Origin of the sequence: Vagococcus sp. WN89Y (genome assembly GCF_052220145.1) — a bacterium.
Classification (GTDB): domain Bacteria; phylum Pseudomonadota; class Gammaproteobacteria; order Enterobacterales; family Enterobacteriaceae; genus Kosakonia.
On record NZ_JBQPOM010000027.1, the window covers coordinates 20531 to 27349 of the forward strand.

Genomic DNA, 6819 nt, shown 5'->3' on the forward strand with positions numbered 1-6819 from the left:
TTGTCAAATCTCATTTTGCCCAATGACGTTCATTTGCTGCTTCCCTCGACAGTTCGCCTGCGTTAGCAACAATTTCTACTGAAACCCTTTGCAGGATCAGTAAATCTCCCCCATCATTTGAAATGTGGTTTCATCTTTCGCGGCTAAGGACCATTTTGAACGTTGTTACCCCCCTTCGCCAGGCCGTTATGCGTACGCCCTGGTATAAAAAACGTAAAAGCTATCGCGTTTTATTCTGGCGAGAAATCACCCCTCTTGCCGTGCCCATTTTTCTGGAAAATACCTGTGTCCTGTTGATGGGCGTGTTGAGTACATTTCTTGTCAGCTGGCTGGGAAAAGAAGCAATGGCAGGTGTTGGGCTGGCTGACAGCTTCAACATGGTGGTGATGTCCTTTTTTGCCGCAATCGATCTCGGAACAACCGTGGTCGTGGCTTTCAGTCTTGGTAAGCTTGATGGCGAGCGGGCGAGGGCTGCCACGCGCCAGTCACTGATGATCATGACGCTGTTTGCTATCGTACTGGCCGCCGTCACCCACTTCTTCGGCGAAGAAGTTATTAATTTTATTGCTGGTGCAGCCTCGCCGGAGGTAAAAGCGCTGGCGTTGACTTATCTTGAGCTTACCGTACTAAGTTACCCTGCCGCAGCGATTGCTTTAATTGGCAGCGGGGCGTTGCGGGGGGCAGGGAACACCAAAATACCGCTGCTGATTAATGGTGGAATGAATATCCTGAACATTATCATCAGCAGCATTTTGATTTACGGGCTGCTCGGCTGGAAAGGGCTGGGTTTTGCTGGTGCGGGGCTTGGACTGACCATCTCCCGTTATATTGGCGCGGTCGCCATTATCTGGGTACTGATGATTGGTTTTAACCCGGCGCTACGCATTTCCCTGAAAAGTTATTTTGAAAAGCTCAACTTTGCCATTATCCGTGAAGTGATGGGGATTGGTATCCCTGCAAGTATTGAATCTGTCTTGTTCAACGGCGGTAAATTATTGACGCAAATGTTTGTTGCCGGAATGGGGACGAATGTCATCGCGGGTAATTTTATTGCTTTTTCCGTCGCCGCGTTGATTAACCTGCCGGGTAACGCGCTGGGTTCGGCATCGACGATCATTACCGGTAAACGTCTGGGTAAAGGACAGATTGGCCAGGCTGAGCGCCAGCTTCGCCATGTCTTCTGGATGTCGACCTTCATGTTGACGGCAATTGCCTGGGGAACGGCACCGTTTGCCGGTCTGTTTGCCTCGTTTTATACACAGGAAGAAGACGTAAAAGAAGTGGTTAAGGTACTTCTTTGGCTCAACGCTGCGTTTATGCCTATCTGGGCTGCTTCATGGGTGTTGCCTGCCGGGCTAAAAGGTGCGCGGGACGCCCGTTTTGCCATGTGGGTTTCAATGCTCGGTATGTGGGGATGTCGCGTTGTGGCGGGTTATACGCTGGGTATCGTGTTGGGGATGGGCGTCGTCGGGGTGTGGCTTGGAATGTTTCTCGACTGGGCAGTACGTGGCGCGCTGTTCTACTGGCGAATGATCAGCGGTCGCTGGCTATGGAAATATCCGCGACCACAGAAAACGCCAGTGCAAAGCTCTCTTTCTGCGCAAAATGGAGAATAATTCGGCAAACGCGCTGAAATGTGAAATCAACCTTTGACAAGATCCAGGGGCGTCGTTAATATTCGCCCCGTTCACACGATTCCTCTGTAGTTCAGTCGGTAGAACGGCGGACTGTTAATCCGTATGTCACTGGTTCGAGTCCAGTCAGAGGAGCCAAATTTAGAAAGCCTGCTTACGAGCAGGCTTTTTGCTTTCTGAAACTTTTACCAGGCCCGTCTGATTTTTCCCCCTGCCCGAGCGTTGCAAATTCTAAATCAACCTGAATGGATTCACCTCAGCTCACCTGACTGTCCCCGGCGTCTTCGACCACACTTTGCGACAACGTCTTAATGAGCCGCGCGCGACGACGCTCCAGTTCGATAATCTGCCGCTCAATTGATGTCAGACGTTTGCGCTGCACGGGGTAGGTTTCCGGGCAAAACGCAGTACCTTCAACCAGCCGCATACAATCAGGGAAAGAGCGGATTTCCGCAATACTGAAGCCGGTAGCAATCAGCCGTTGGATCTGCCTTACCTGGGTAATCGCTTGTTCAGGGAAATGACGATAACCATTGCAGGCGCGCGTGGACGTCAAGAGGCCATGCTGGTCGTAATGACGGATGGCGCGCACGCTAACGCCGGTTTTCTTCGCCAGCTCACCAATAGATAACAACATTTTTGTACCTCCTCAGCAGGGTCTTGACTCTGACGCCAGTGTCAGGGTTCAGGATAGCCGCGAATCATCATTCACAGGAGAATTTTATGTTGTTATCGCGTTCTCGTACCTTGTTGTCACTATTTTTGCTGTTGGTTTCTACCGCGCTCTTCGCTGCTGATAAGCACTATTCTGTGACGTCACCGGATGGCGTATCGCTGGCGGTCCAGGAATCGGGTGATCCTGATGGCTCGCCGATTATCTTTATTCACGGCCTGCTGGGCAGTCATCTCAACTGGGAAAAACAATGGCAGGACCCGCAATTGCAACATCACCGCCTGATTGCTTTCGACCTGCGCGGGCACGGCCTTTCCGGCAAGCCGCAGCAGGAAGAAGCTTATCGCGATGGTAAGCTTTGGGCTCAGGATCTGGCAGCAGTGATCGCGGGGAGTCATGCCCGTAAGCCGCTGTTGGTGGGCTGGTCGCTGGGCGGCGCAGTGATAACCAATTACCTGGCAGTCTACGGTGACAGCCAGATTGGCGGTGCGTTGTATGTCGGTGGGGTCGTTGAGCTCACGCCGCAGCTGATCCCTGCTCACGCCGGGGTATATCAGGATATGACTGCGGAAGATTTAAAAACGCATCTCGACGGCGAGCGTGCGTTCCTGCGCCTGTGTTTTTATCAGCAGCCGGACAGCGTTATGTTTGAACGCCTGCTGGCAAATGCTGCGATTGCGTCCTGGCCGATGCAACGCGCGGTACCGTCGATGAGCATCCAGCTGGAACAAGGATTAAAAAACGTTAAGGTGCCACTGCTGTTTATCTATGGCGAACATGATGCACTGGTACAACCGAAAGCATCGCTGGCACGAGCGTTGAGCATTAACCCGCAGATTCGTACGCAGGTTTATTCGCAGTCTGGCCATGCGCCTTTTATTGAAAAATCGGTTCGCTTTAACCGCGATCTGGAGGAATTTGCCGACAGCTTGCCATTACAACATTGGGTTAAATAAAACCAGCACAGCGTGCAATCAATAACGCCTTAAGTGAAAGCATGGCCTGAGCCAGGAAGAAGCAAATTCAACGCCTTGCATTGTGATTGAGATGCAAGGCGCTTTTGTTGGCACTTTATACTACAAGTCAGTCGCGCCAGCCCATCTCCGGCGCCACATGCTGCAAAATAGAGTCGATAACGTGTATGTTATAGTCCACACCTAACTGGTTTGGCACTGTCAACAATAACGTATCAGCTTCGGCAATAGCTTCATCCTGTTTCAATTGCTGAATCAATTTATCAGGTTCTGCGGCATAACTGCGCCCGAAAATAGCGCGGGTTTTCTCATCGAGGAAACCAATTTTATCGCTATCCTCCCGGCCGGTGCCGAAATACGCCCGGTCGCGTGAATCCATTAATGCAAAAATGCTGCGACTCACAGAGACACGTGGCGTACGTGAATGCCCTGCTTCTTTCCAGGCCGCACGATAAGCACGGATCTGCTGCGCCTGTTGAATATGGAAAGGCTCGCCGGTTTCGTCATCTTTTAGTGTAGAACTTTGCAGATTCATCCCAAGCTTCGCAGCCCAGACCGCTGTCGCGTTAGACCCGGCTCCCCACCAGATACGCTCGCGTAAGCCTTCGGAAAACGGTTCAGGGCGCAATAATCCTGGAGGATTCGGGAACATTGGCTGCGGATTCGGTTTAGCAAACCCTTCGCCACGCAGCGCATCAAGCAGTTCTTCCGTATGCCGACGCGCCATATCCGCATCCGTTTCGCCTTCTGCCGGTTGGTAACCAAAATAGCGCCAGCCATCAATAACCTGCTCCGGTGATCCCCGGCTGATACCAAGCTGCAGACGCCCGCCGGAAATTAAATCCGCAGCGCTGGCATTTTCAGCCATATAAAGCGGATTTTCATAACGCATATCAATAACACCCGTGCCAATCTCAATTGCGCGGGTTTTAGCGCCGATAGCAGCCAGCAAAGCGTAAGGAGAACTAAGCTGCCGGGCAAAGTGATGCACTCTGAAGTAAGCCCCGTCGGCACCCAGTTCTTCAGCAGCCACCGCCAGATCGATGGATTGTAGCAATGCGTCAGCGGCTGAACGGGTGGCCGATTGCGGAGAAGGCGTCCAGTGACCAAATGACAAAAATCCAATCTTCTTCATGACGTGGTGGTCCTTCTTTTCAGAGAAATAGAGCAGGAAGGGTGATTCATCTGATAATCAGAATAAAAGGCACCTGAATTTTCCCGCCGTGCCTGCCCTACTGTACGCCTTGCATAGCGAGGATAAATATCATTTGTTTAATCTACTACTTCAAAATAACTGAATAAGTCTGTACCAGAAGCAAGGAGTACTCGCCAGGTACAACCTGGCGGGGTGGCCAGAAACAGGCCGCATTTTCTTGTGCGGCCTGGAATTTGCTTGCTGAAATATCACCAGCTTTGCATCGCCACTAACGCCCCGCAAACAGTAAATCTACGGAGAAGGCATTTCTCGCACCGCCCCCTGGCTGCGCTACAGGCTTTCTCTTTCGAGCGGGTTAAAACGCGCGGGCGCGCTAATATTGACCGGCAACCCGGAACGGCGCTCAAGCGCTTTCTCAGCCAGCGCGGCATCAACGCCTTCACCTTTAAGCATCGCGCTCAATGCAGGTGTCGCCGGTAACGGAACCCTGTTTGTCGAGGCAAACTCGGCACGATTACGCGATAGCGGCTCATGCACTTCAACCCAGCGGCTGCCGTCAGGCTCGGTTGTCACTTTTATCGGCCTGTCGATAATCTGTACCCGCGTACCAACCGGAACGTTGTCAAAAAGATATTTGATATCGTTGTTACGCAGGCGGATGCACCCCTGGCTTACACGCAGACCGATGCCAAAATCAGCATTGGTTCCGTGAATCGCATACAGCCTGCCGATATAGATAGCGTACAGCCCCATCGGGTTATCAGGCCCTGGAGGAACAAATGCAGGCAGCGACAACCCCTCTTTAGCGTATTCACGGCGTGTATTTGCCGTTGGCGTCCAGGTGGGGCCTTCCTGTTTACGCTCGACGGCTGTCACCCAGTTTCGCGGTGTTTCACGCCCGGCCTGGCCTATACCAATAGGGAAAACCTCAACCGTGTCGCTCTCTTTGGGGTAGTAATAGAGGCGCATCTCAGCAATGTTTACCACGATGCCTTCGCGAACCGTGTCAGGCAGGATCAGCTGCTGCGGAATAATGAGCTGCGAACCCCCTTTGGGCAGAAACGGATCGACCCCCGGGTTCGCTTCCAGCATATTGCTCATCCCCTGCCCATACCGGGCAGCGAAGGCCTCCAGGGGCTGCATATTATCCTGCGGGACTGTGATTATCTGCACACTGCCCGTTAACCGACTCCCCTCAGGCGGTAGCGGATAGCTGACAGCCTGCGTATGGGTAGAGACAAGCAGAAAGACAAGGCAGCAAAACCATTTTATTCGACGCATGATTTCCCTTCCTCCTGCGCGACATTTATGGATTAAGCATAGTCCTCTTTACCGCTTTCATCGCCTCGACAATAACGCTTTGCAAGCTTTACAGCGCGAAGTCATAATGAGAACCATCGGGCAACTCGACATCGATTCGCAGCTTGCTGCCCGTTGCCTCCACATAACGTTTTAATGTCGAGAGTTTTATATCCCGCCCCTGCTTCTCCATCACCGCCACGGTCGGTTGCTTAAGCCCTAACTCCTGCGCCATCTCGCTCTGCGTTTTTTTTACCCGCTCGCGCAGCTCAGCCAGGTGAATATTCAGCAGCGTTTCCTGGGCCAGGGCCTGCGCTGCCGTCACGACTTCAGGCCGTTGTTCCGCAATCAGCTGTTCCAGCGTTTTGCTCATCGCTCTTTCCCCTTATTTTTCAGATTTTGCAAATAGTTAATCAATTCTGTGTCAGCAATCGGGATCATGACATCGTAAAAACGTTTTTCATTACCCACCTTATTACCTGCACAAAGTAAAATACCGACCCGTTGATAATCAAAAGCAAAAAAGACGCGAAAAAGAAAACCCCGGCTTTGAATACACAACTCTTTCATATTATTGTGCCGGGAACCTTTCACCGTATCCGCATACGGCCTGGGCAACATCGGTCCCTTTTCCCGCAGCACCATCAATGCCGCCAACACCCGTGTACGATCGGAATCGCCCAACGAACTAAACCAACTATCAAACCTCTGCGTCATCTCAATCTGCCACACAACACACCTCGCAATATAGACTAAAAACTATATAGACACAAACCTATAAACGAAGTCTGCCGTGAAAAAATCACACACGCATCAGAGAAAAACCAAACCCGGAACCCATCGTCCAGGATTTAACGCAATGCAATGTAATGCATTGATAACTTTGCGATCTTGTTTCCGGACGCTGTTTCCCCGACGTGCAACATGGTGGATAACAGGCAAAAAATCCCCGCCGAAGCGCTGAGGGATCCCCACTAAATCAGCGCTAATAAACCAGCACCATATTTCGGTAGGTTTTTGCGAGGTGGTTAAGAATGGTGCTCAACACCGTTCGTTTTAAAATTAGCGGAGAGTGTCGCAGGA

The 6819-nt window shown here is 51.7% G+C and carries 7 protein-coding genes and 1 tRNA gene; 3 read left to right on the forward strand and 5 right to left on the reverse strand.

What is annotated here, in order from left to right:
- The first annotated feature begins 122 nt into the window (after nt 1-122).
- Together ACTU3N_RS08665 and ACTU3N_RS08670 are read left to right on the forward strand one after the other, a co-directional pair.
- Nucleotides 123-1616 carry an EmmdR/YeeO family multidrug/toxin efflux MATE transporter gene (locus ACTU3N_RS08665; RefSeq protein WP_443085719.1) on the forward strand — a complete coding sequence of 498 codons (1494 nt, stop codon included), beginning with the start codon at nt 123-125 and terminating at the stop codon, nt 1614-1616.
- A gap of 80 nt (nt 1617-1696) precedes the next feature.
- Nucleotides 1697-1772: transfer RNA gene (locus ACTU3N_RS08670), tRNA-Asn, on the forward strand.
- Nucleotides 1773-1890: 118 nt separating this feature from the next.
- On the opposite strand, the gene ACTU3N_RS08675 is transcribed toward ACTU3N_RS08670, so the two are convergent.
- Complete coding sequence (locus ACTU3N_RS08675; RefSeq protein WP_443085720.1) at nt 1891-2271, reverse strand: MerR family transcriptional regulator; 381 nt, start codon at nt 2269-2271, stop codon at nt 1891-1893.
- A gap of 86 nt (nt 2272-2357) precedes the next feature.
- Here ACTU3N_RS08675 and ACTU3N_RS08680 point away from each other — a divergent pair, with 86 nt between their 5' ends.
- Nucleotides 2358-3263 (forward strand): alpha/beta fold hydrolase, encoded by a 906-nt coding sequence (locus ACTU3N_RS08680; RefSeq protein WP_443085721.1) that lies wholly within the window; start codon nt 2358-2360, stop codon nt 3261-3263.
- A 127-nt stretch (nt 3264-3390) separates the two neighbouring features.
- On the opposite strand, the gene ACTU3N_RS08685 is transcribed toward ACTU3N_RS08680, so the two are convergent.
- The 4 genes from ACTU3N_RS08685 to ACTU3N_RS08700 form a co-directional block, all read right to left on the reverse strand.
- Complete coding sequence (locus tag ACTU3N_RS08685) at nt 3391-4416, reverse strand: LLM class flavin-dependent oxidoreductase (protein WP_443085722.1); 1026 nt, start codon at nt 4414-4416, stop codon at nt 3391-3393.
- A gap of 351 nt (nt 4417-4767) precedes the next feature.
- Nucleotides 4768-5718 (reverse strand): L,D-transpeptidase, encoded by a 951-nt coding sequence (gene ldtA / locus ACTU3N_RS08690; protein ID WP_443085723.1) that lies wholly within the window; start codon nt 5716-5718, stop codon nt 4768-4770.
- Between the two features lie 88 nt (nt 5719-5806).
- Complete coding sequence (locus ACTU3N_RS08695; RefSeq protein ID WP_443085724.1) at nt 5807-6109, reverse strand: helix-turn-helix domain-containing protein; 303 nt, start codon at nt 6107-6109, stop codon at nt 5807-5809.
- The gene (locus ACTU3N_RS08700; RefSeq protein ID WP_443085725.1) at nt 6106-6468 is read right to left on the reverse strand and encodes a type II toxin-antitoxin system RelE/ParE family toxin; all 363 of its coding nucleotides are present in this window, start codon (nt 6466-6468) and stop codon (nt 6106-6108) included. Before ACTU3N_RS08700 ends, ACTU3N_RS08695 begins: the two co-directional genes overlap by 4 nt.
- Nucleotides 6469-6819 lie beyond the last annotated feature (351 nt).

Bases quoted from the DNA above. Each gene is read 5' to 3' on its own strand.
- ACTU3N_RS08665 (WP_443085719.1), top strand. From the start codon at position 123: ATGTGGTTTCATCTTTCGCGGCTAAGGACCATTTTGAACGTTGTTACC.
- ACTU3N_RS08675 (WP_443085720.1), bottom strand. From the start codon at position 2,271: ATGTTGTTATCTATTGGTGAGCTGGCGAAGAAAACCGGCGTTAGCGTG.
- ACTU3N_RS08680 (WP_443085721.1), top strand. From the start codon at position 2,358: ATGTTGTTATCGCGTTCTCGTACCTTGTTGTCACTATTTTTGCTGTTG.
- ACTU3N_RS08685 (WP_443085722.1), bottom strand. From the start codon at position 4,416: ATGAAGAAGATTGGATTTTTGTCATTTGGTCACTGGACGCCTTCTCCG.
- ldtA (WP_443085723.1), bottom strand. From the start codon at position 5,718: ATGCGTCGAATAAAATGGTTTTGCTGCCTTGTCTTTCTGCTTGTCTCT.
- ACTU3N_RS08695 (WP_443085724.1), bottom strand. From the start codon at position 6,109: ATGAGCAAAACGCTGGAACAGCTGATTGCGGAACAACGGCCTGAAGTC.